Here is a 20,513-nt window from a genome sequence, read left to right on the forward strand (position 1 = left end):
CTTCTTCTTTTTCCCACCCCACCCACCCCACCGCCGCCAGCCTAACCGGCAAAGGAGACAGGCCAGCCAAGGCCGCAAAGCCAACTTCTCCCCCCCAATCCCAGTATAGCCTCTGGGCACGTTGAGAACGCGTTGAAAAAATGCAGGCCACCTACATTTATGGGAAACATATAAAAAGCCCCTGCCAGCGAGGGCAGGGGCTTTATTGTTTTAGCGAAGGAAGATAACTATAAAATTACTCTCTCCTGCCTGCTACAGCAGTGTATAGTTCTTCTTCCTTATAGTACTGGTTTGCAAGCGCCTGTAGCTCAGGTGCTGTTACCGTGCGAATTGTTGTTATGTAGTTATTATAGTGCTCAGGAGATAACTCGTGCAACACGACGCGCTTATATCTGTCACATTGGTCGAAGATAGTGGAGATGTCGTTGAGGAATTTTCCCAGCATGTAGTTTCTTACTGTTTCCAGCTCTTCTGCCGGTATTTCTTCTTTCTGCAGCAGTCTTACTTCTTTCAAAACCTCCTCAATGGTGTTTTCAGTCACGGCATAATTCACATCTGTTCCGATGTAAAAAACACTATCCTGTTCTTTGGGAGAGATAACAGAATAGATTCCATAAGTATAGCCTTTGTCTTCGCGGATGTTGCGCATCAACCTCGATCCAAAATAACCGCCTAACACCTCATTTAGCACCAACAGTTTCTGGTAGTCGGGGTGGTTGAGATTAGGAAACCTTTTACCAATACGGATAGAGGACTGAAGGCTGTCGTCAACCTTAACGAGTTTATATTGATCTGTAGGTGCCGCATCTACAAAAGGTGCCGTTACTGAGGCGGTAGAAGGCTGCAGTTGCAAAGCAGCGATTTCGTGCTCCAGCTGTTTCTGTAGCAACTCATCTATGGCACCACAGGCGAATACCTCTAATTCCTGTGTTAAAAATCTCTTTCGGTAGTAGGCTTGTACATCTTCTTTGGTGATGGCCTCCAGCACCCCATCGTCGAATCCAAAAGTATAGGGGTGGCCTGGACCATAAACCTGCTGCGTAAAGCTGTGCGTGGCCAGGTAGTTATTCTTTTGTCGCTGTACTTTTAACGATTGTATCGTCCGCTGCTTCAGTAGGTTAAACTCCTCCTCCGGAAAGGCAGGGTTCTGCAGTACATCCAGCACAAGGGCCAGTAGCTCAGAAGTATACTTGGCAAGGCAATAGAGGGTAAATTCGGTACGGTCGTAGCCATGGTTGTTGTCAAAAGAAGCGCCATAATAGGCTACTTTGTCCGCTATCTGCTTTGCGGTATGGTTAATGGATCCCTCCAGCAGCATTTTAGCCGCCAAGTCAGAGGAGCCTTTCTTATCCTCAAACCACTTGCCGGCCTTAAAAACAAAATCCAGCCTTACTACAGGCTGGGTTTCGCTTTTGATGACATGCAGTCTCGCTCCATTGCTCAGGTGGTTTACCTCGGCTATCTGGATACTGACGGCATCTATCTCATATGTTTCAGGAGCTTTTGTTCTGTCAAGCATTCTATTCTTTAAAAGTATTTACTATTCAAGGTTTAAGGCAAGCGTAAAGCGCCAGGTATCTGCCAGCGGATTGCCTTGGTCATTCGGGATAAGGTATGCAGCATCTAAGCCAAACTTCTGGTAGCGAATTCCTAAACCAGCAGAGACATACTTTCTGCCGCCTTTGTCAGGATGCTCGTAGAAGTAACCCAGGCGGGCTGCAAACAACTCATTATACCAGTACTCTACTCCCGTGGAAAGGTTTACTTCTTTTAGCTCTTCGCTGGCGCCTCCCTCAGCATCGCCGAATGAGGAGAAGATGCCCCCAATCACGCTTTGGTTCGTGTCAGCACCTGGCGATGGCACAAGCAATTTGTTGGCGTCAATCAGGAGGGTAAGGGAGTTGTAAGCGTCCAGGTTATACTTCAAAGCCGTACCCAGCTTTAGGTTAGTAGGCAGGAAGCTCTTGTCCTCGTCTTCGGAATAAGCAATCTTACCACCGATGTTAGAAATGTTAGCCCCAAGTGCCAGGTTCAGGTTTTGGCTCAGGTCACGGTTATAATATACGCCTACGTCTACAGCGGCCGTGTTGCCTGGCTGCGACTCGGTATTAGTGCCGCTTACGTTTACGTCACCGGCCAGGTTAGAGTGTATGAAGCGGGCTGAAACACCAACGCTGAAGTTCTCGCTCAGAGCCTGTCCATAAGATATAGCTACGGCATACTCTTTTGGGTTATAGTTCTGCAGCGGGTTTTGGTCTGCGTCAATAAATTGAATCTCTCCCAGGTCAAAGTACATGAGCGAAACAGAAAGCGCAGAAGTCTCATTCAGCTTTTTATACCCTGACAGGTAGTTGAGCGACATGTCGTCCACGATGTTGCGCAGCCACGGGGAGTAGGAGAAAGAAACGCTTAGGTCGTTCTGCACAAAACCAAGTTTGGCAGGGTTCCAGTACGAGGCATTGGCATCAGGCGAGGCCGCCACGCCGGCATCACCCAAAGCAGCCGCACGGGAGTCGGGGCCAACGGTAAGAATCGGAACGGCAGTGGTAACAGCGTTCAGGTCAGAGCCTGTGGAGGTGGCAGGAGGCGGTGTTTGCTGTGCGAACGCCGCTGGCGCTGAGGATAAGGCAAGTGCCAACGCAGCCGCCTTCAGAATCTTACTTTGTTTCTGCATATAAAGGGTAGTAATAGCTATATCAAATATAGAAAATATGTACTATTTATCTAATTTATAAGAACAAGTTTCTCCACTTGGGAGGCTGTTGCGCCATCCCGCCTCGACCGCACAGTTACTCTATAAATGTAAACGCCCGGTGTCAGCATATCATTGTATTCACTGCGGCCATTCCAGGATATTTCTGCCACACGTGTGGTAGTGCTGTAGCTGGTTGTACGCAGTGTTGTCACAAGCTTCCCGGTAATGTTGTAAATCTGCACCTGAACATCAAGGTCTTCGCCGGCTCTGTTATGGTCAAAAAGGAATGTTGTCTCTGTTGAGAACGGGTTAGGATAGTTTATAACCTGCTCTAACGCAAGAACCGCATCATTAGATACATGAAATTCTATATATGCCTCTGAGGAGTTGTTATGCGTGTCCCAGGCTTTGAAGCGGATTGAGTGCAGGCCAGGCTCCAGGTCCTTTAAAGGATACCTTACCTCTCCCTTTTGATAGTCATCAGGCTCGGAAGTATAAAAGTCGTTGAGCACAACCAGGGAGCTTTGGTCATCATCCAGCACGGCTGTTATTTCGTGGCCGATGCCCCTGCCAACGGTATTGATGCCGTTATCGTCGAAAAGCCTGGCCAGCAGCGTTGTATTTTGCCCGGTAGTGCCACCGGATACGAAGGAGGCATCATCCATAAAAAGACTGATAGTGGGCGGCGTATTGTCTGCCGCTGCATCCTTGGCTGTGCCACCTATTATTACCTCCTGGTCTGCCCCCAAGGCATCCTGGGCCTGGTTGCTGGCATAAAGGCTGATCTTTCCTTGTCCGTAGTGGTAGGCGATATCTTTGGGAACAACAAAACTGGCCTCGAAACGCCCTGCCTGCACACTGGCCTTGCCGTCATAAACGACGCTTTCGCGCACCTGTACCGGTACCGAGGGGCTACCCTCATCCCCCAAAGTGTGGAGTGTAGAAGGTTTCTCGTACACCTTCAGGTGCAGCTGGCCGGAAAAGTCGTTGGCGATGCTGCCATCCATGGTCTGCACCTGCCCCTGCAGGGTAACTGTAGCCAGTGCGCGCAAGGTGTCAGTACTGGTTCCCTGGCCATTTATGCTTGTGATCCTCGCCTCCAGGCTTGGGTAAGCCAGCTGCATGGAAGGGTCGGAGAGTAAGGTGAAGTTGCGGTTATTCACGCCCCTGGAGCCGCTCGCGTTCTCGGTGATGCTGTTGTTCTTTGTCAGCCTCACCACATCGCCGAGGCGCGGCATGCGGCCATATACCGGTGTAAAGGCCGCGTTAAAGAAGTTGCGGTTGAGCACACGGTTGCCATTGGAGTACACTGGGCGGGTGGTGGTGAGCAGGCCTACAGCGCCTCCACCGGCATGCAGCAGCGCCAGCTCTGCGCCAGACGGGCGGCCTGGGTCGTCGTAACGGCCGAACTCGCAGGTGGCGGTAAGCAGAAAGGTAAGGTTATCCTTGTTTTTCCAGTTGCTGATCTGCGGCAGCGTGAGCACCTGCTCCGATGCCCAGCTCACCTCGTTCCCGTGGCCAGTGTAGTTCGTGATCAGCGACCCTTGCTCCACGGCTTTGTCCAGAGCTGCGGAGGCATCCGGAACGCGCTGCCCATTGGCCACGGCCTGCTGCTGGTACAGGTCTACGTATACTTTGTTGGGATTATACTTTGGGTGGTGCGCCACCAGGTAGTTTGCCAAAAACTCCGCGTCGTTCTGGTGCTCGTTGTAATCGCCGTCGTCGGCCACAAAGGTGACTCTGCTGCGCCAGCTGCCGAAGTGGCTCGGGCTGTCATAGTTGATGATCTTGTCGACCATAGTGGCTGCCTCAGTTTTTGTGTGGGCCGGAAGCCTGCCGATGCCAATATCCAGCAAATGGTCGCCCTGCGCGTTCTCTGCCCACTCGCCCTCCTCCTCATCCAGAAAGCCATAATAGTCCTCGGAGCTGTAGCTGCTAATCGGGTGCAGCGACTCCCGTGACTGATACACCGGTACAAAGTTGGTGTTGTTGCGGAGGCGGTCCTTATAGTCGTAGGAGGCATCGCCGAAGAGCAGCAGGTACAGCACATCACCCTCCAACTTGCTGCTACGGCTGTAGAGCATGCGCATAAAATCGCGGATGGCGGTCACGTCCTGCGCCCCTGAGGAAAACTCATTGTATACTTGCTGGGTTGTCACCACCTGCACCTCCATGTGGCTGTGCTGGGCGCGGTGGGCAGCCAGCCGCTGTGCCTCCTGCAGAAAAGCGGGGTGCGACACGATCACGAAATCCAGGGAGCCGCTTTGGTTAAGGCCGTGCAGGTTTTGGTTTTGCACACGGCCCGCGGGCACAGGCTTTTTACTGATGCCGCCCTGGAACGCCACAAACTCGCGCAGTACGTCGGTCGACACACTGAAACTGCCACCTGCGTGCTGCTGGGCCACCGGCTGAGTCGGATTCGTCACGTCCCAGATAGTGGTGTTAGCCGGGGCGCCTGCCACAGCAAAAGTGCTGGCCGGCTGGTTTATACTTTGGATGGAGCGGAAGGAGATCTGCTCCCCGTCTAGCTTGAGCTGGCGCTCGTAGTGCAGCTCCAGGTAGTTGAGGTAGCCCAAGGCCGAGGAACTGCCGCCGGGGCTGAAGTTGATGGATACAGTGTACTCACTGGCGTCGCCCAGCTTTTGCTGATTTATAGTATAAGCCTTGGTGCTGTTGATGCCATCCGGGTGATACTTTTGGGAGCCGCGGCCGGCAATGTCCTGTGAGCCGAGGGGTTGGTTGTTGAGCTGCAACGCAAAGCTGCTGCCGGTGGGGGAGTTGGCCATCAGCGCCGCCTCCAGCTGCACCTCAGCGCCTGCCACCACACCCGTTGCCGGGAAACTGAACGTGCGGCTTGTCTGAAAGGAGCTGAACTCCTCGCCGTACCATTCCCGGCCGGAGAAAGCCATGTTCTTCAGATCCTTCTCATGAAACAGGCGCTCGTTGTAGCTGGTGATGCGTTGTGCTGCCCCTGCCGCCTGGCCGCGGGCGGTAATGCGGGCGCCGGGGCTGTGGTTGACGCGCAGGAAATAGAAGGCTGTGTCGGAGTAAACGTTGAACTCGTGGCGGAAGCGTTTCGCTGTTTCGTCATACGTCCAGGTATGCGGCCCCTGGGCGTAGAAAAGTATAAAGTCTGCGTCATCGAACCTGCCATCCTCCTCACCTATAACGGCAATGGCGTTTTCCTGCAGGTCGTCGGGGCGGGGGGCGCTGTTGGGCTGGGGCAGCATGCCGCCGCCGTTGCCGTAAAGCTGAACTTTCCTGGGGTCTATACTTTGGGGAGAGATGCCAAGCGCCTGCAGCACGCTTTTGTCTATCTTGTAAACGCCGCTTTCGGTTACGGCCAGCTTATACCACTCGCCATCGCTAAGTACAGATTGGCTGGCAAAAGAAGTGGGGGCTGTGGTTTGCGCGGTAGCGTTTGTCAGGCAGGTAAGCAGACAAAGAGCACACGCATAAACCAACCGCTTGGGCCACATCATAAGCAAGTATAAATTATGAAAAGCTGCCTGCTTATACGTAACGTACAGGCAGGCAGCATCCTTATATCTTCAAAGATACGGCTAAAATATTGAACGGCAGCGGAGTGCTACGCTTGTTTCAGCTCGAAGGTGTAAGACTCCATGATCAGGTTCGCCAACAGCTTGCTGCAGGCCTTCTCCACCTTCTCACGGGCAATTTCCTCAGTCTCTGCCTCCAGGTTCAGGGTAATGTGCTTGCCAATGCGCACATCGTCTACCTGGTCCAATCCAAGGTGCTCCAGGCCCAGCAGTACGGCCTTGCCTTGTGGGTCCAGTAACTCAGGGCGGGGCATTACGTCAATTTCAGCAACAAATTTCATGATGTATGGGATGTTTTTTTGATGATAGACAATAGTACGTACAGCAGAATGATCAGCGGTATGGCCGCGAATTTAAGCATAGCCGCCAAGATAACCGACAAGCCCAGGAAAATAAAGCGCACGGCGTTATCCTGCCAGGTAAAGTTCTTGAACTTAAGGGCGAACAGCGGCAGCTCGGCCACCAGCAGGAACGAAAGTATGACCGTGAGCGAAAGCAGCACCACCGGGTTCAGGATGATCTCAAAGGCCAGCAGGCCCTCCGTATCGAGTATCAGCGGCAGCGATGCCACAAACAGCGTACAGGCCGGCGTGGGCAAACCGATAAAAGAGGTGGTCTGGCGGGTGTCGATGTTAAACTTGGCCAGTCGCAGCGCCGAGAAAATGGTGATCAGAAAGCCGAAGAAAGGCAGTATATCCGCAGGGATGCCTAAAATAGAAGCCTCAGCGCGCTGCAGCAGGATGAACATCACCGTGCCCGGCACCACCCCAAACGACACCATGTCGGCCAGCGAGTCCAGCTGCTTGCCAATCTCAGAATAGGCATGGATTAGTCGAGCCACCATGCCGTCCAGAAAATCGAACACGGCGGCAAGGCCCACCAGGTAGGCGGTGGTAACCAGCTCTCCTCTAAAGGCAAAGTACAGCGCCAGGCAACCTGCAAACAGGTTAAGGCAGGTGATGGCGTTCGGAATGTGTTTTTTCATGCAGCAAGTATGGCGGCAGGGCTACCGTAGAAAGGGGTTATACTTCTTCTCGTAGCCGATGGTGGTTTCCGGGCCGTGGCCAGGGTATACCGTTACCTCGTCGGGCAGCGTGAAAAGCTTGGTTTTTATACTTTGGATGAGCGTGTCGAAATCACCGCCGGGAAGGTCGGTGCGGCCAATGCTGCCCTGGAAGAGCACATCGCCCCCGATCACGGTCTTGTCCGCCTTGTTGTAGAACACCACGTGGCCCGGCGCGTGGCCCGGCGCAAAGAGCACCTCCAGCTCCGTGTTGCCAAATTTTATGCTTTCTCCTTCTTTTAGATAAGAGGCCGGCAACTGCTCGGCATACTGCGGAAAGCCGTAGTTGGAGGCGTAGGTCGGCACGGCGCGGAGCACCTGCTCGTCTTCCGGGTGTATCTCCAGCCCCACGTTATAGGTATCGGCCACAAACTTGTTGCCCAGCACATGGTCGATGTGGCAGTGGGTGTTAAGCAGGCGCACCACCTTCAGGCTATTGTCGGCAATATACTTTTTTAGCTGCTCCTGCTCCTGCCGCTCGTAGCAGCCGGGGTCTACCACCACGCACTCGTTGGTGTCGTCGTGCAGCAGGTAAGTGTTCTCCTGAAAGGGGTTAAAAGTAAGGCAGGTAACCTTCATAGCTTTCTTTTCTGATGATCAGGTATGCGCAAAATCGTGGCTCTAAGTTACTAATTTACGCGGTACATCTCGTAACTTGCCCCTATGAAATACGATTTTATAGTGGTAGGCCATGGCCTGGCCGGCGCCATTTTGGCCGAGACGCTGCGCGGCCGCGGCCGTAAGGTGCTGGTGATCGACGAGCCCAAGGAGAACTCCGCCTCCCGGGTGGCGGCCGGTCTGCTGAACCCCGTGGCGGGCAAGCGCTTTGCCAAATCGTGGCTGGCCGATACGTTTATACCGGCCGCCGATGCCTTTTACGATGCCCTGGAGGCGCGCTACGGCCAGGAGCTGTTCTTCCACAAGCCCATCTATAAGATATTCTCCTCCATAGAGGAGCAAAACACCTGGATGGCCAAGAGCGCCGGCGGAAACTGGGGCGACTATATTCTGGCCACGCATACCCAAAGTATAAACCAGCCTGGCATCGACGATCCGTTTGGCGGCATCATGATCGGGCGCGGGGGCTACCTGCACGTGTTCGCCCTGCTCGACCTGCTTACCGAGGACCTGCTAAAGCAGCAGTTATACTTGCCCGAGCGGTTCGACATGCAGGAACTGCAGCTGACGGAGCGCGGCGTGAAGTATAAAAGTATAGAGGCCGACCACCTGGTCTTCTGCGAGGGGTACCAGGTGGTGCACAACCCATACTTCAGGTGGCTGCCCATTCAGTCTACCAAGGGCGAGGTGCTGGAGGTGCAGACCGAGCAGAATTTCGTCCCGGAATGCATCTATAACAAAGCCGTTTACGTTGTTCCCGAAGGAGCAGGCCGCTTTATAATCGGGGCGACCTACGACTGGCGAAACCCCGATGAGGAGCCGACACCGCAGGGGCAGGAAGAACTGAGCGAACGTTTCGGGCAGATCACACCACAGCAATTTGAGGTAACAGGCCACTGGGCAGGCATCCGGCCTGCCGTGCGCGACCGCAGGCCGCTGGCAGGCACGCACCCCAAGTATAAGCAGCTGAGCGTGTTCAACGGAATGGGTTCTAAAGGTGTGCTGATGGCCCCTTTTCTGGCGCGGCACTTTGCTGCTGCCCTGGCCGGGGAAGAAGAGCTGATGCCGGAGATACACATTTTTAGATATTTATCGTTATATTACGAGTATATAGATCAACAGAACCAGCAACCCTAAGCGCATGCGTTTTACCTCCAGATTTCTACCGCTGTTCCTCCTCTGCCTTCTGGCGGCTTCTGCTGTGCAGGCGCAACGTAACGTGGACACCTTTGGCAAAAGCCGGATACAGTATAAGAATTTCAACTGGAAGCTCTACAGCACCCAAAACTTCAACGTTTACTTTTATCAGAACGGGCAGGAGCAGGCGGTAAACGCCGCGGCCTATGCCGAGCGGGAGCTCAAGCGCATCACCAGCCTGATCGGCTACTACCCGTACGCTAAGATCACGCTTATCCTGTACAACTCCCCCTCAGACCTGCTGCAGAGCAACATCGGCCTTAACAACGACCAGTACCAGACCGGCGGCGAGACGCTGTTCATGAAGAGCAAGATCGAGCTGGCCTATGGCGGAAAGCAGACGGAGTTTAAGCATGACCTGAACTACCAGCTCACGGAGCTGCTGATGAATGACATGATGTATGGCGGCAGCCTGAAGGAGGCCCTGCAGAGCAGTTACCTGCTGCGCCTGCCGGAGTGGTTTATCTCAGGGGTGTCGGCCTACACGGCGGAGGGCTGGAGCATAGAGATGGACAGCTACATGCGCGACATGCTGCTGAAGCAGCAAGGAACGCCAAAGCCGGAGAAGATCTTTCTGAAAAGCCCGATGCTTACGGGCCAGAGTGTCTGGAACTACATCGCCGAGCGCTACGGCTATACCGCCATCCAGAACATCCTGAACCTGACCCGCATCACCCGCGATGTGGAGATCGGCATTACCAGCAGCCTGAACATCCCGTACAAACGCTTCCTGCAGGACTGGTACAATTACTACCTGCAGATCAACACGAGCTCCGAGAGCCCGTTGGTGCAGCTGCCGGACGGGGCCAAGCTGTTTAAAAAGAACAAGGAGGGGCACTACTACGGTAAGCCGGTGCTAAACCCCGACGGCACCATGCTGGCTTATGTGAAGAACGACAACGGCATTTTCAAGATTTTTGTGCAGGATGTGCGCACGGGCAAAGACCACGTGGTGTGGCGCGCCGGCTATAAAAACCTTGACCAGCGCGTGGATTTCGACATGCCGGTGTTGGCCTGGCGGTCTAACGCACAGCTGGGCCTGATAGAGGCCAGAAGAGGCAAGATCGTGCTGCGCCAGGTAGATGCCCGCAGCCGTTACACGTTTATCCCCTTCTACGAGAACCTAACCACGCCTGCCGCCACCCTGGAGCAGTTTGTGCATGTGAACAGCATGGACTACGCAGAGGACGGGCAATCCATCGTGGTGAGCGCGGTGCGCAACGGGCAGACGGACCTGTACTTGCTGGGGGCGAACGGGCGCCTGCAGCGGCAGCTCACCGATGATATCTTTGATGACATAGATCCGGTTTTCCTGCGCAACAACGGTGGCATCGCCTTTAGCTCTAACCGCTGGCAAGACACTTCTGCCACCGCCGCCAAGCCCGATTTCAACAGCATCGTAAACAACTACGACATCTTTTTGCTGCAACAGCAAGGGCCGGATAACAAGGTGGAGCAGCTGACCAGCTCTATCGCCAGTGAGGTGAAGCCGCGCCCTACTGCCGATGGTAACCTGGTATACCTGGGCGAGGAGAGCGGCATCCGCAGCGTGTACCGCTACGACCTTAGCACCGGTGCCAGCACACCGGTTACCAATTTTGTGCAAAGTATAGCGCAGTATGACTATGTGCCGTCTGCCAATGTGCTGGCGGTGGTAGCCGACGACGAGGGCAACAGCTTTGTGTACCTGCTGCCCAACTATGCTGCCGCTACGCTGGATGAGTTGCCAAAAACCTCCCGCCAGATCATACTGGAGACGCGCGCCCGTACCTCCCAGGAGGCCGCTGCCGCCGCTACCCGCCGCAGGCTGCTGGAGCAGGAAAAGAAAGGGCAGAGTAAGGTCCGTGAGGAAGGGGAGATCAACATAGAGGACTATGAGTTTAACGATGCCCAGCGGCAGGCCCAGGAACAGAAGCGTAACGCGGCGCCGGTGCGCAGGGCCAGCAGCGGCAATACCAATGTAGATTTGATGGGCCCGCTCAACTACGACCTGCGCTTTAGCGTGCAGGAGATCATCACCTCGGTGCATGCCGACCCGCTGCTGGGCTTCGGCATTGTGGCGGGTGTGGAAATGGCCGATCTGTTCGAGAACCACCGCATCCGGGGCACGGCCTTTATGCGCACCGACTTTGAGACGAACAACTTCTTTGCCGAGTACATGAACCTGACCAACCGCGTGGACCTGGGCATACAGTTTGAGCGCTCCACGTTGCGCGGAAGCTTGCTGAACGCACCCGGCTCTATCGTGAATTTTACCAAGAACGAGCTGACGCCAGTGCTGAAGTATCCTTTCAGCCACAGCACCAGCCTCCACCTGAAGCCGAAGTTCGTGAGCACGCGCTTTATCTATAAAAACGATTTCTCTATTCCGGATACCGTAGAGACCTTCTGGGGCGGCAATGCCGAACTGGTGTACGACAACAGCGTGGTAACCGGGGTAAACCAGCGCGAAGGCACCCGGTTTAAAGTGGGGCTGATGTCGCTGAAAGGCTTTGAGGGCTCTCAGGGTAACTTCAGCAAGTTCTACGCTGACTTCAGGCATTACCTTAAGATCCACCGCCAGATCATACTGGCCACGCACGTGAGCTACGGCAGGTTCTTCGGCAACTCCCCTAAGAAGTTCCTGATTGGCGGTATGGATAACTGGCTGCTGGCGGACGAGGACGATGAGGCTGAACTGAACGATGTGCAGGTAAACTCGCCTGCCGACCTGTTTTACCTGGAGTACATTACGCCGCTGCGGGGCTTTAACTTTAACGTGCGCAGCGGTAGCAACCACTTGTTAGCCAACGCCGAGCTGCGCATCCCGATTGTGCAGTACCTGTACAATGGGCCGATCGGCTCCGGCTTCTTCCGTAACCTGCAGCTCACGGCCTTTGCCGATGCGGGCTCTGCCTACAGCGGCGCCAACCCATTCTCCGGCGATAACTCCATCAACACGCGTATTACCGGCGGTCCTTCGGGCGAATTCGGCCGTGACCCCTTTGACATTACGGTGATAAACTACCGCAACCCCTTCCTGGTGGGGTATGGCTTTGGTGCCCGCACTACCTTGCTGGGGGTGTATGGCAAGCTGGATGTAGCCTGGGGAGAGGCCGAGGACAACCGCGTGGGGCCTAAATTCTACGTAACACTGGGCTACGACTTCTAAATCAACCAAACACTGCATGAACCGCAAAACCAAGCGCTATGGTTTGGGTGCCTTACTGTTACTGGGCTTGTTGGCCGCTTGGATACACATGGCCGATAAGAACTACGTGTATAAGGCCATTGTCTACAACTTTGCCGATATCGACGATAACACCATTTTTGAGCAGCGGCAGGTACACGCTGCGGCCACACCGCACCCATGGCCTCTGGCGGAGAAGTATAACTTGGTGCAACTACCGCATGAACTGGAGCAACTGCACAAGGAGCTGGAGTCGGTGGCGTTTCTGGTGGTGAAGGATGACTCCATCCTGTATGAGCAGTACTGGGAGGGGTATTCGGATGAGTCGCTGAGCAACTCGTTTTCCATGGCCAAGAGCCTGGTGAGTATGCTGGTGGGCGTGGCGATAAAAGAGGGCAAGATTAAAAGCGTGGAGCAGCCGGTGGGCGATTTCCTGCCTGCGTTTAAGGAAGGTGACAAGGGAAAGATTAAAATAAAGCACCTGCTTTGGATGAGCTCGGGCCTGAACTGGGACGAGTCCTATGCTGACCCGCTCTCCATGACGACAGAGGCGTACTATGGCTCTGATCTGGAGAAAATCATCAACAGGCTGGAGGCGGTAGAGGAGCCAGGCAAGCGCTGGGACTACAAAAGCGGCGATACACAGGTGCTGGCGTTTGTGCTGCAGAAAGCCACGGGCATGAGCCTGAGCGAGTACGCTGAAGAGAAAATCTGGCAGCCTATAGGGGCCGTGCGCAATGCCGAGTGGAGTATAGATCGTCCTGGAGGCATGGAAAAAGCCTACTGCTGCTTTTTCTCCAACGCCCGCGACTTTGCCCGCCTGGGCAGGTTGTACCTGCACAACGGCGTCTGGAACGGCGATACCATCGTGCCCCCGGCCTATGTAAGGGCTTCAATCACACCAAACGGCTTGATCAACGCGAACGACGGCAAGAAAGTGAATTTCTACGGGTACCAGTGGTGGCTTATGCCCAACTACAAAGGCCAGGATGTGTTTTACGCCCGGGGTATACTTGGGCAGTACATTATAGTGGTGCCTGAGGAGAACCTGATTATAGTGCGGTTAGGGAAGCAGCGTGCCGAGAAAGTAGGAGAGCACCCCGGAGAGGTCATGGCTATGATTGACGGGGTGAAAAAAATGATCGGTAGCCAATGAAAAAGCTGCCCCTTTGCTTTCTTTCCGGCGCGGTGATATTATCTGGCTGCTCAGAGCCAGCAGAAGGGCTCCTGGAACCTTCTGCTGTTAGGGTAGACGCTGTTGCGGATGCGCCCGTAGCCACTGAGCCTGATGCTGAGTTTACGGGAGAGGAGACCCAAACCTATTACATCATTGTTTCCGGGGAAGGGTATGATTATGACGCTTTGGCGGAAAGGGCGAGCGGAGTAGCCGATTTCCTGCAGGTCAGCTTCGATCAGCAGGGGCGTATTTACGAGAAGGGAAAAGGCATCATCGTGCCCTACGATGATGAAGACGAGATGTACCGTGGCCTCTATTACCCGCGCCGCTTTGAGGGGAGCGAGGTAAGTATTGAGAGGTGTGATTACTACGCCTCAGAGGACGCTGTGCCGGATACCACGAAAATGATGGTAGTGGCAGGTATGTTTGAGGCGCCAGAGAAAGCAAAGGCAGTGCTCCAGAAGCTAAAGCCACACTTGCCGGAAACCAAGCTTATCGAGCGGGATGTATACGTCGGATGCCTGCATTAGCCTGAAGATCAAGTATGAAAGTATAAACCCCGCTGCCGTTCGTTTCTGGAATAGCAGCGGGGTTTATACCTTGGTACTCGCTAGGGTTTAGGTCAGCTTATCTGTTACCACAGCATAGTGAGGGTCCTCCATAATGTTCACCTCAATTACCTGCTCTGCGTTCTTAAGCAACCTTCTACAGTCCGGGCTCAGGTGCTTCAGGTGCAGGGTTTTGCCTGCCGCCTGGTAACGCTCGGTTAGCTTGTTCAGGGCATCGATGCCAGACATATCAGCCACACGGCTTTCCCTGAAGTCTATTACCACCTCAACAGGATCGTTTTGCACATCGAATTTTTCCGAGAAAGCAGCCACTGACCCAAAAAACAAGGGGCCATAGATCTCATAATGTTTTACCCCGGCGGCATCCACATACTTTCTGGCCCTGATGCGCTTGGCGCTCTCCCAAGCAAACACCAGTGCAGAGATGATCACGCCGATCAGTACGGCCAAAGCCAGGTTGTGCAGCCAGATTGTAATAACCGCCACTAAAATGCCCACAAATACATCCTGTTTCGGCATTTTGTTGATGATCCGGAAGCTGATCCACTCAAACGTACCTACGGCTACCATCACCATTACGCCCACCAGCGCGGCCATGGGCACCCGTTCAATAACAGGGGCGCCAACAAGTATAATCACCAGAATGGCAAGCGCCGCTACAATACCAGCCAGCCGCGCCCTGGCGCCAGCCGAGAGGTTAACGAGTGTCTGCGCGATCATGGCGCAGCCGCCCATCCCAAAGAAGAAGCCGTTTAAGAGGTTAGCGCTTCCCTGGGCTATGCTTTCGCGGTTACCGTTGCCACGGGTGCCGGTAATTTCATCCACCAGGTTCAAGGTCAGCAGGCTTTCTGTGAGGCCCACGCCGGCCATGATAAGGGCGTATGGGAAGATGACCTGCAGCATCTCCAGCGTTAGGGGCACCTGCGGTATATGGAAAGGCGGCAGGCTGCCGCTCACGGCGGCAATGTCTTTCACCAGCTTTGTGTCGATGCCGAAGCCCAGCACAATACCAAACACTACGATAATGGCGACCAACGATGGCGGAACGGCCTTGGTGATGCGCGGCAGCAGCACGATGATAGCAATGGTGAGCGCGACCAAGCCAGCCATGATGTAGAGGGGCGTGCCCGACAGCCAGGAAACCTCGCCGTTCTGCACCGTCCTGAACTGCTCCACCTGCGACATGAAGATAATAACCGCCAGGCCGTTCACGAAGCCGTACATCACCGGCTGCGGCACCAGGCGAATAAACTTACCCAGCTTAAACACCCCCACCACTATCTGCAAGATGCCTGCCAGCGCTACGGCTGCAAACACATACTCCAGCCCATGCGTCTGCATCAGGGCGATCAGCACTACGGCGGTGGCGCCGGCCCCACCCGAAACCATGCCTGGCCTGCCGCCAAGTATGGCCGTAACCAGCCCCATGATAAAAGCAGCGTATAAACCGACCAACGGCGGAAATCCGGCAAGTATGGCAAAAGAGAGGGATTCGGGAATCATGGTCATGGCAACGGTTAACCCTGCCAAAACCTCTATTTTATAATCGATCTTCTGACTGAAGTCGAATAAGCGTAAAAAAGGCTTCATCTTGAAAATGAAAATACTTAGGAATTAGAAAATAAGGTACTGCAGCACCGGGAGCCTTGCACTTAGAAAGTTAAAGCGCAAGAGGAGCTGTGAAAGTTTGCCCTTGTCAAAGGGCCATATCAGTAAGAACTCAAGGTGGAGTGAGCTTGAAAAGTGGAGACGGTTTTCTCATAATGCCTGCAAAAGTACGAAAATTACGCCAATAAGTACAGGCGCAGGCGCAGTGGGAGGTCATGTAATGCAAAAGCCCCCTGCTTATCTAGCAGGGGGCTTTTGCTTATGGGTTATACGTACGCTTAAGCGTTCACCAAATCCAGGATAGACTCGAAAATGGCGCGTCCGTCGGTGTTGCCCAGCTCCGGGTCCACGGCACGCTCCGGGTGCGGCATCATGCCAAACACGTTCTTCTGCTCGTTGGCCACACCGGCAATATTCAACAAGCTGCCGTTGATGTTGTAGATATCATGCGTATCGGCAATGTTGCTGCTGTACTTAAACATAATCTGGTCGTTGTCTTCCAGTTTGCGCAGCGTGTCCTTATCGGCGTGGTAGCGGCCTTCGCCGTGTGCCACCGGTATCTTATAGGCCTTGTTCGGGTCCAGGTGGCGCGTTGGCAGCAGGCTGGTAGAAACAGGCTTAATGTACACGTTGTCGCAGATAAACTTTTGGTTAGCGTTGCGCAGCAGGGCGCCCGGCAGCAAGCCAGCCTCCGTCAGGATCTGGAAACCGTTGCAGATGCCCATCACGTAGCCGCCCTTGTTGGCATGCTGCACCACCTCCTGCATAATGGGAGAGAAGCGCGCAATGGCACCGGAGCGCAGGTAGTCGCCGTAGGAGAAGCCACCTGGCAGCAGAATAAAGTCACAGCCTTGCAAATCGTGGTCTTTGTGCCACAGCTTTACGCATTCTTGCCCCATGCCAAGGCTTATGGCATCAACAAGGTCTTGGTCGCAGTTGGACCCCGGGAAAACGACTACACCAAATTTCATGGATCAAAGTTAAGTAATTTATACTTGCACTGCACACATTCGCGGCGGCTTTTAAGCAGCTTTAGCGGCACTGGCTGCACAAATTTGAAGAATTATACCTAATTTGCCAAAGTATCATTTTATAAAGAGCTTATGTTGCAGTCCATGACAGGCTTTGGCAGTGCCCGCCTCGATGCCGACCAGTATTGTATCTCCGTAGAAATCCGCTCGCTCAACTCTAAAAGTATGGACCTGAGCGTGCGTACCCCAAAAGTGCTCTCTGATAAGGAGTACGAAATACGGAACATGGTGCAGAAAGCGCTGGTGCGCGGGAAGGTAACCGTAAACGTGGAGTTCACGAAGAACAAGACGCAGAAGGCACGCAACACGGTAAACAAAGATCTTCTGAAGGCTTATTATAACGACCTGAGCGAGGTAGCCGACCAATTGGGTGCCGACAAAGGCGAGCTCTTCCGACTGGCCCTGCACATGCCGGAGGTGCTGCAGCAGGAGGAGCAGGACGAGGAAACAGCCGAGGCAGAATGGAGCCTGGTGCAGCCGTTGCTGCAGGAGGCGCTGCAGAGTGTGAATAACTTCCGGGCTGATGAGGGCAAGGCCCTGACGACCGAGATCATGTCATACATCGATCGCATCCGCATCCTGCTGGCTGAGATTGACAAGCACGACCCGGTGCGCATGGAGCAGATCCGTTCCCGTATCCGCGGCCATCTGGCAGACATATCCGCCTCCGAGCACTTCGACAAGAACCGCTTTGAGCAGGAAATGATCTACTACATGGAAAAGCTCGACATTGCCGAGGAGAAGGTGCGCCTGGTAAACCACCTGCACTACTTCACCGAAACGGTTTACCTGCCGGAACCTACCGGTAAGAAACTGAGCTTTATCTCCCAGGAGATTGGCCGCGAGATAAACACGATCGGCTCCAAAGCCAACGATGCCACTATCCAGCACCATGTGGTGGAGATGAAGGAGGAACTGGAGAAGATTAAGGAGCAGGTCAACAACATCCTGTAAACATTGCTTATAAGTATAAAAAGCCGGAGCCGCTGTAACGTTGTTGCAGCGGCTCCGGCTTTTTATACTTCATGTCATTCCTGATCCTCTTTACCGGCTACCATTAGCGCCTCGGCAAAATCCGTTATCAGCCTGAATACCTCCGAGAACTTCGTGAGCGGTAACTGCCGGGCGTGGTCCTGCGGGTTGTGGTATGCGGCGGTGCCCCCTAAGGTATAAAAGAAGAACGCGGGCACGCCTGCCTCTGAAAAAGGGTAATGATCGGAGTTCGCAGCCTTGCCACGGCTTTTGAGTTGGGGCAGGTACTGGTGCTGTTTGTTTAGGCACTGCAGCAGCTTAAACGCTTGCTCATGTACTTTGCCGTTCACCACCATCAGGCCGTCATCGCCGGTGCCCAGCAGGTCCAGGTTTACGAGGAAAGAGATCTGGCGGAGCGGAAAAAGCGGGTGCTGCACGTAATGGAAGGAGCCCAGCAGGCCGGCCTCCTCGGCGGCAAAGGCCATGAACACCATGGTATACTTGGGTTGATTTTCAGGAAGGCTGTAATGCTGCGCCAGCTCCAGCAGCATAGCGGTGCCGCTGGCATTGTCGTTGGCCCCCGGAAAGTACACTTCCTCGCCCTGACTGCCCAGATGGTCGTAGTGAGCGGTAAACACCAGCACCGAATCCGACCGTTGGCTCCCCGGGATAAAGCCGATCACGTTTTGTGTCTGGTGCTGCGGGTTCAGGTCGGCCTGCACGCTAAAGGTTACTTTTTTTGCCTGCTGCGGCCAGGCATCCTGCAGCACCTCCAGCACCGGCACCGCCTCCTGCTGCCTGGCCACGGTAGTAAGCAGGCTCTTGGGCTGAAGTATGATGTGCAGCTTTGCCTGCAGCAGCAGTTGTTGGCAGTGCTGCGGGAGCTGGGCCAACCGTTTCTGCTCCTGCTGGGGGTACACGAGGGCTATGTTAGAGAAGTCCTTGCGGAAGAATTTTTGGGCAGCTTTGGGGTTGGTAAAAATAAGCGTGTCCAGCGGCAGCACTTTTGCCTTGCCGGCCCCGGAGCCGGAAGAAGCGCGTGCTACAAAGTCCTGCCCCGGCACCAGCGCCTGCCCGTTTACCTGCAGCTGCGGCGTCTCCACAATGCGGTTTACCGGAAAGCTGAACTCCTGAAAGTATGACTCACCTGCCAATGGCAGCAGCTCCATCTCCTCGAACCTGTTCTTGATGTACAGCGCGGCTTTTAGGTCCCCATCGAAAGTATAGCCGCGGCCATACATGCTCTCGGAGGTGAGGGTATCCATGGTCTGGCGCACCCGCGCCATGTCCTGCGCCTGCAGTAAGGCGGGAGTCGCTAAACAGCAGGTGAGGAGGAAGGTATACAGTCTGTTCATAGATACTAAGATAGGGAGATAATTTGGAGCGTGAGTATAGAGTTTCCCCACCTTATCCTTCTGAGAGGGGAGTTCAGCCCAGCTCTTCCAAGAACAGGGATATGGCTTTCTGTAGCACCAAGTCCAACCACCCCTGTCCCTCAGAGCTGCGCTCGCTATCTTTGAACTCTCGTTCTCGGTAGTTTAAGGAGGGGAGTTCTGTTCCAGCTCCGTCAGCTGTGGCTATCGAACTAGAACCCAGTCTTTGGGTTGAGCGCCTTCTAGATTTCCGGTTTCGCTTTAGCGAAATTGCGACAGCAAAGGAAATATAGACAGCGCGATGCCCGAAGACGAGGCCTCCCGGCCTGGAGGGAGCCAAAGCTTAAGATGAAACGAGCCGCTTGTAAGTCCGTGGATGAGCGGCAGCTAGTAAGGATAGCCTGCTTCCAGTTGCAGGAGGTAGCAGCAACAGGGAAAGCCGCGCCAGCTGGAAGGATAGCTTAGTTCAGACAGCGGCAGCAGAGGTGAGGAAAGGCACAAGCGGACGCTTGCGCCAGCAGAAGTATGAAGTATTGCCCAAGTATAAGGTATGGCTCTGCGAGCCAGTTAAGTCAGAGACTCAACATTATTGGGAAATCCCAAATCTGAAGATTTGCGCCAGGCAACAAACACCCAGAAAACCTTAAACTTAGCTGTTGTACTCTACCACACATAAATCAGCTTGAACAGCAAAATGCCCAACAGACACCCTATGGTGTTCGCCAGCACATCAATGATATCGCCTTGGCGGCCATAGATGAAAAAGTGCTGCATCAGCTCAATGGAGATGCCGAAACACGTGCTGATGAACAGACTGGAGCGGACAGCGTAATTCTTGACTCGCGGAAAGGTAAATTGCTTGGACATCCCTACGGTCATCAGGAAGCAAAGCACACAGAACATGAAGGCGTGTGCAAACGAGTCGAAGGAAAGGAGCTCCCAGATGGAAAGGGAAGCGGGTAGGGAAGTAGAGGGCAGCAGTGTTGTCAGTAGAATCACTGCTGCCCATATGATGGTGAATAGATTGTAGCGTAGTATCAACTCTCTATTCTATACCTCAAGCTTATTGTCCGATTACTTCGCGGTAGCCGTCAGCCGTCAGCAGGCTGTCGATCTGGCTTGCATCGCCTATAGACATTTTAATGATCCAGCCATCGCCATAAGGATCTGAGTTAACCAGCTCCGGGTTGTTCTCCAGCTTCTCGTTAAACTCCTGCACCGTGCCGCTCAGTGGGCTGAACAGGTCAGAAACAGTTTTAACAGCCTCTACCGTGCCAAAAACATCGTTCTGATTGATGTCCTTGTCCACTGTGTCGATGTCAACGTAAACGATGTCGCCCAGCTCGCTCTGTGCAAAATCAGTGATGCCCACATAAGCTACGTCGCCTTCTACGCGAACCCACTCGTGGTCTTTGGTATACTTTAGGTTTTCAGGTAAGTTCATGTGCTATCTTGTTTTAGATTACAACTCAAAAATACGG

At 54.1% G+C, this 20,513-nt stretch carries 16 protein-coding genes; 5 read left to right on the forward strand and 11 right to left on the reverse strand.

Features of this window, described 5'->3' with window-relative positions; genetic code table 11:
- Window positions 1-235 precede the first annotated feature (235 nt).
- The 6 genes from PXG97_RS16130 to PXG97_RS16155 all read right to left on the reverse strand — a co-directional run bounded on the left by PXG97_RS16130 (window position 236) and on the right by PXG97_RS16155 (window position 7,897).
- The gene (locus tag PXG97_RS16130; protein ID WP_276498824.1) at window positions 236-1,519 is read right to left on the reverse strand and encodes a M16 family metallopeptidase; all 1,284 of its coding nucleotides are present in this window, start codon (window positions 1,517-1,519) and stop codon (window positions 236-238) included.
- 21 nt (window positions 1,520-1,540) lie between these two features.
- A complete protein-coding gene (gene porV, locus PXG97_RS16135; protein ID WP_276498825.1) occupies window positions 1,541-2,674 on the reverse strand; it encodes a type IX secretion system outer membrane channel protein PorV in 1,134 nt (377 codons plus the stop codon).
- Window positions 2,675-2,724: 50 nt separating this feature from the next.
- Window positions 2,725-6,177, reverse strand: coding sequence for a type IX secretion system sortase PorU (gene porU, locus PXG97_RS16140; RefSeq protein WP_276498826.1), 3,453 nt, complete (start codon window positions 6,175-6,177; stop codon window positions 2,725-2,727).
- A gap of 107 nt (window positions 6,178-6,284) precedes the next feature.
- Window positions 6,285-6,536, reverse strand: a complete 252-nt coding sequence (gene purS, locus PXG97_RS16145; RefSeq protein ID WP_276498827.1) for a phosphoribosylformylglycinamidine synthase subunit PurS — start codon at window positions 6,534-6,536, stop codon at window positions 6,285-6,287.
- Window positions 6,533-7,240 carry a CDP-diacylglycerol--serine O-phosphatidyltransferase gene (pssA, locus tag PXG97_RS16150; protein ID WP_276498828.1) on the reverse strand — a complete coding sequence of 236 codons (708 nt, stop codon included), beginning with the start codon at window positions 7,238-7,240 and terminating at the stop codon, window positions 6,533-6,535. The genes purS and pssA overlap by 4 nt, the downstream gene beginning before the upstream one ends.
- A 21-nt stretch (window positions 7,241-7,261) precedes the next feature.
- Complete coding sequence (locus tag PXG97_RS16155; protein ID WP_276498829.1) at window positions 7,262-7,897, reverse strand: MBL fold metallo-hydrolase; 636 nt, start codon at window positions 7,895-7,897, stop codon at window positions 7,262-7,264.
- A gap of 84 nt (window positions 7,898-7,981) precedes the next feature.
- On the opposite strand from PXG97_RS16155, the gene PXG97_RS16160 reads away from it, so the two are divergent.
- From PXG97_RS16160 to PXG97_RS16175, 4 genes are read left to right on the forward strand one after another with little or no spacing between them, the layout of a single operon-like run.
- Window positions 7,982-9,073, forward strand: coding sequence for an NAD(P)/FAD-dependent oxidoreductase (locus PXG97_RS16160; protein ID WP_276498830.1), 1,092 nt, complete (start codon window positions 7,982-7,984; stop codon window positions 9,071-9,073).
- 4 nt (window positions 9,074-9,077) lie between these two features.
- Window positions 9,078-12,284, forward strand: a complete 3,207-nt coding sequence (locus tag PXG97_RS16165; RefSeq protein WP_276498831.1) for a hypothetical protein — start codon at window positions 9,078-9,080, stop codon at window positions 12,282-12,284.
- Window positions 12,285-12,300: 16 nt separating this feature from the next.
- Complete coding sequence (locus PXG97_RS16170) at window positions 12,301-13,458, forward strand: serine hydrolase domain-containing protein (RefSeq protein WP_276498832.1); 1,158 nt, start codon at window positions 12,301-12,303, stop codon at window positions 13,456-13,458.
- Window positions 13,455-14,009: a hypothetical protein gene (locus PXG97_RS16175; protein WP_276498833.1), complete on the forward strand. Its 555-nt coding sequence runs from the start codon at window positions 13,455-13,457 to the stop codon at window positions 14,007-14,009. Before PXG97_RS16170 ends, PXG97_RS16175 begins: the two co-directional genes overlap by 4 nt.
- A gap of 87 nt (window positions 14,010-14,096) precedes the next feature.
- Here the strand turns inward: PXG97_RS16175 and PXG97_RS16180 are convergent, their stop codons facing one another.
- On the reverse strand, window positions 14,097-15,638 hold the full coding sequence (locus PXG97_RS16180) for a SulP family inorganic anion transporter (RefSeq protein ID WP_276498834.1): 1,542 nt from the start codon (window positions 15,636-15,638) through the stop codon (window positions 14,097-14,099).
- Window positions 15,639-15,934: 296 nt separating this feature from the next.
- The gene (purQ, locus tag PXG97_RS16185; RefSeq protein ID WP_276498835.1) at window positions 15,935-16,627 is read right to left on the reverse strand and encodes a phosphoribosylformylglycinamidine synthase subunit PurQ; all 693 of its coding nucleotides are present in this window, start codon (window positions 16,625-16,627) and stop codon (window positions 15,935-15,937) included.
- Window positions 16,628-16,759: 132 nt separating this feature from the next.
- Between purQ and PXG97_RS16190 the strand changes: the two genes are divergently transcribed.
- Window positions 16,760-17,641, forward strand: coding sequence for a YicC/YloC family endoribonuclease (locus PXG97_RS16190; protein WP_276498836.1), 882 nt, complete (start codon window positions 16,760-16,762; stop codon window positions 17,639-17,641).
- Window positions 17,642-17,715: 74 nt separating this feature from the next.
- Here the strand turns inward: PXG97_RS16190 and PXG97_RS16195 are convergent, their stop codons facing one another.
- From PXG97_RS16195 to gcvH, 3 genes are all read right to left on the reverse strand, one after another.
- Window positions 17,716-19,014 carry a M28 family metallopeptidase gene (locus PXG97_RS16195; protein ID WP_276498837.1) on the reverse strand — a complete coding sequence of 433 codons (1,299 nt, stop codon included), beginning with the start codon at window positions 19,012-19,014 and terminating at the stop codon, window positions 17,716-17,718.
- 681 nt (window positions 19,015-19,695) lie between these two features.
- A complete protein-coding gene (locus tag PXG97_RS16200) occupies window positions 19,696-20,031 on the reverse strand; it encodes a VanZ family protein (protein WP_276498838.1) in 336 nt (111 codons plus the stop codon).
- A 64-nt stretch (window positions 20,032-20,095) separates the two neighbouring features.
- Complete coding sequence (gcvH, locus tag PXG97_RS16205; RefSeq protein ID WP_276498839.1) at window positions 20,096-20,476, reverse strand: glycine cleavage system protein GcvH; 381 nt, start codon at window positions 20,474-20,476, stop codon at window positions 20,096-20,098.
- Window positions 20,477-20,513: the final 37 nt, after the last annotated feature.

Source organism: Pontibacter litorisediminis (assembly GCF_029360645.1).
GTDB classification, from domain to species: Bacteria; Bacteroidota; Bacteroidia; order Cytophagales; family Hymenobacteraceae; genus Pontibacter; species Pontibacter litorisediminis.

Excerpts from the sequence above, each read along its gene's own strand:
- PXG97_RS16160 (WP_276498830.1), top strand. The coding sequence starts at position 7,982 with ATGAAATACGATTTTATAGTGGTAGGCCATGGCCTGGCCGGCGCCATT.
- PXG97_RS16195 (WP_276498837.1), bottom strand. The coding sequence starts at position 19,014 with ATGAACAGACTGTATACCTTCCTCCTCACCTGCTGTTTAGCGACTCCC.
- purS (WP_276498827.1), bottom strand. The coding sequence starts at position 6,536 with ATGAAATTTGTTGCTGAAATTGACGTAATGCCCCGCCCTGAGTTACTG.
- PXG97_RS16155 (WP_276498829.1), bottom strand. The coding sequence starts at position 7,897 with ATGAAGGTTACCTGCCTTACTTTTAACCCCTTTCAGGAGAACACTTAC.
- purQ (WP_276498835.1), bottom strand. The coding sequence starts at position 16,627 with ATGAAATTTGGTGTAGTCGTTTTCCCGGGGTCCAACTGCGACCAAGAC.
- PXG97_RS16170 (WP_276498832.1), top strand. The coding sequence starts at position 12,301 with ATGAACCGCAAAACCAAGCGCTATGGTTTGGGTGCCTTACTGTTACTG.
- PXG97_RS16175 (WP_276498833.1), top strand. The coding sequence starts at position 13,455 with ATGAAAAAGCTGCCCCTTTGCTTTCTTTCCGGCGCGGTGATATTATCT.
- PXG97_RS16190 (WP_276498836.1), top strand. The coding sequence starts at position 16,760 with ATGTTGCAGTCCATGACAGGCTTTGGCAGTGCCCGCCTCGATGCCGAC.
- PXG97_RS16130 (WP_276498824.1), bottom strand. The coding sequence starts at position 1,519 with ATGCTTGACAGAACAAAAGCTCCTGAAACATATGAGATAGATGCCGTC.
- porV (WP_276498825.1), bottom strand. The coding sequence starts at position 2,674 with ATGCAGAAACAAAGTAAGATTCTGAAGGCGGCTGCGTTGGCACTTGCC.
- PXG97_RS16165 (WP_276498831.1), top strand. The coding sequence starts at position 9,078 with ATGCGTTTTACCTCCAGATTTCTACCGCTGTTCCTCCTCTGCCTTCTG.
- gcvH (WP_276498839.1), bottom strand. The coding sequence starts at position 20,476 with ATGAACTTACCTGAAAACCTAAAGTATACCAAAGACCACGAGTGGGTT.
- PXG97_RS16180 (WP_276498834.1), bottom strand. The coding sequence starts at position 15,638 with ATGAAGCCTTTTTTACGCTTATTCGACTTCAGTCAGAAGATCGATTAT.
- porU (WP_276498826.1), bottom strand. The coding sequence starts at position 6,177 with ATGATGTGGCCCAAGCGGTTGGTTTATGCGTGTGCTCTTTGTCTGCTT.
- pssA (WP_276498828.1), bottom strand. The coding sequence starts at position 7,240 with ATGAAAAAACACATTCCGAACGCCATCACCTGCCTTAACCTGTTTGCA.